The sequence below is a fragment of the Pseudomonas sp. P4_C3 genome (genome assembly GCF_056402075.1).
In genome coordinates, this window is the sequence record NZ_JBFUIC010000513.1 from 1 (window position 1) to 2102 (window position 2102).

At 59.2% G+C, this 2102-nt stretch carries 2 protein-coding genes; one reads left to right on the forward strand and one right to left on the reverse strand.

Features of this window, described 5'->3' with window-relative positions; genetic code table 11:
* Nucleotides 1-73 precede the first annotated feature (73 nt).
* Nucleotides 74-1243 (reverse strand): M20 aminoacylase family protein, encoded by a 1170-nt coding sequence (locus AC1DVH_RS30030; protein ID WP_458369537.1) that lies wholly within the window; start codon nucleotides 1241-1243, stop codon nucleotides 74-76.
* Nucleotides 1244-1339: 96 nt separating this feature from the next.
* Between AC1DVH_RS30030 and AC1DVH_RS30035 the strand changes: the two genes are divergently transcribed.
* Nucleotides 1340-2102, forward strand: a 763-nt coding sequence (locus AC1DVH_RS30035) for a LysR substrate-binding domain-containing protein (RefSeq protein WP_477756853.1), incomplete at its 3' end; no start/stop codon positions are given.

Here is a 2102-nt window from a genome sequence, read left to right on the forward strand (position 1 = left end):
ATCATCTTGTTCATTTTTATTCCTCTTCAGGCCGCAGATTTTTTACCGGCACAACGGGCGAAAATGCGCCGTCTCAACACAGAAAACGTTCGACCAGCTTGACCCAATAGCTCGCGCCCACCGGCAGGCAGCCGTCATTAAAGTCGTAGCCGGGGTTGTGTAGCAGGCACCCGCCTTCTCCCTCACCGTTGCCGATCACCAGATAGCTGCCGGGGCATTTTTCCAGGACAAAAGCAAAGTCCTCACTGGCCGTGAACGGCCGCAAGTCATCGATCAGGTGTTCCTCTCCCAACCAGTCGCGGGCGACTTCATGGGCAAATGCTGTCTGTTCGGGATCGTTGATCAACACCGGATGGCAATGCTGGTAATCGATGTGGACCCGGGCGCCAAAACTCTCGGCCTGGCCCTTGACCAACTCAGTGATTCTGACCTCCAGCAAGTGGCGAATCTCGGGGGTCAGGGCGCGTACGCTCAGGCTCAGGTCGGCGCTGGACGGGATGACATTCGAGGCGCTCCCGGCATGCAGGGAGCCCACCGTGATAATCGCCATCTCCTGCGGGTTGACGTTGCGCGAGACGATACTTTGCAGGGCCATCACGATCGAGGCACCGACCACCACCGGGTCGACGGCTTTGTGCGGCACCGCGCCATGGCCACCATTGCCGATGATTTTGATGTTCACCGTGTCGGCGGACGCCATGAACGGTCCGCTGTAAAACCCCAAATGCCCGACGGGATAACCCGGCACGTTATGCATGGCGAAGATCGCGTCGCACGGAAACCGTTCGAGCAGCCCTTCCTCGAGCATTTTCCTGGCACCGCCCAGCCCTTCTTCCGCCGGTTGGAAAATCAGGTGCACGGTGCCATTGAACGCCCGTGTCCGGGCCAGGTACTGACCGGCTGCCAGCAGGACTGCTGTATGTCCGTCGTGACCGCAGGCATGCATGACTCCGTCGAGCCGGCTGGCATAAGGCAAACCGGAGGTTTCCTGTATCGGCAACGCATCCATGTCAGCGCGCAAGCCAATGGACCGACCCTCGCCATTTTTCAGAGTGGCAACGACCCCGGTCTTGCCCACCCCAGTGCTGACCTCAAAGCCCCACTGAGTCAAACACGCTGCAACCAGCTCACTGGTGGCGAATTCTTCAAAACCCAGTTCAGGGTGCGCGTGAATACTGTGACGTATCGCGATCATTTCATCTTGCATCGCGGCAATACCAGGCAGGACCAGGCCGGCATTCATGGGTGTTCTCCTTCGACAGGGGCTGTGCGGCAGCGAAAGCGCTGTTGGGGTCGATCTTAGGGAACGGGCGCTGGGCTGGGGAGGCGCAGTTTGGTTATGATGACAACCATTAGTTGTCACCAGGGTGAGCAGATGAAACTGCATCAATTACAGGCGCTGATTGCCAGCGCCGAAACCGGCAGTATCCGCGCGGCCGCGCGTTCGCTGGAGATTTCCCAGGCCGCTGTGACCAAAGCACTGCGCGAGTTGGAAACCAGCCAGCAGCTACCGCTGTTTACCCGAACCGCCAGCGGTCTGAACTTCACCGAATATGGCAAAGTGCTGCTGACTCACGCCCGGCTGGTGATCAAGCAACTGGAGCACGCACAGACCGAGCTTGATCACATGCGTGGCAAGGCTCAAGGCCGGCTCTGCGTCGGGATCACCCCTTGGGTTGCCCTGACCTTCCTGCCTGAAGTCGTGTTGGCTTTTCGCGAACGGATGCCACAAATCAAGCTGGAACTGTTCGAAAGCCTGATGGCCGTTGCCCAACCGCTGCTGCGCGACGGCAGCATGGACTTCGCGATTGGCCAACTCCATCCCACACAATCGACCCAGGAATTCGCCTGCGAAACCTTGCTCGATTACCAGACCTCGGTGCTGGTCCGCGAGGGTCACGCCCGACAGCATGCGCGATCGATCCACGAGTTACTGGAAGAAAACTGGACCCTGAACTACGCGCCGGACGGGCACGACGGGCTGATGCAGGAACTGTTCTGGAAACACGGCGCGCAGATTGATGAGAATCGAATCGTGCGTGCTCATTCACTGGCCATTTTGCAGATGATGGTCGAGCGGGCCGACATGTGCACCTGGGGGC

Coding starts and splice junctions, on each gene's coding strand:
- AC1DVH_RS30030 (WP_458369537.1), bottom strand. CDS start 1,243: ATGAATGCCGGCCTGGTCCTGCCTGGTATTGCCGCGATGCAAGATGAA.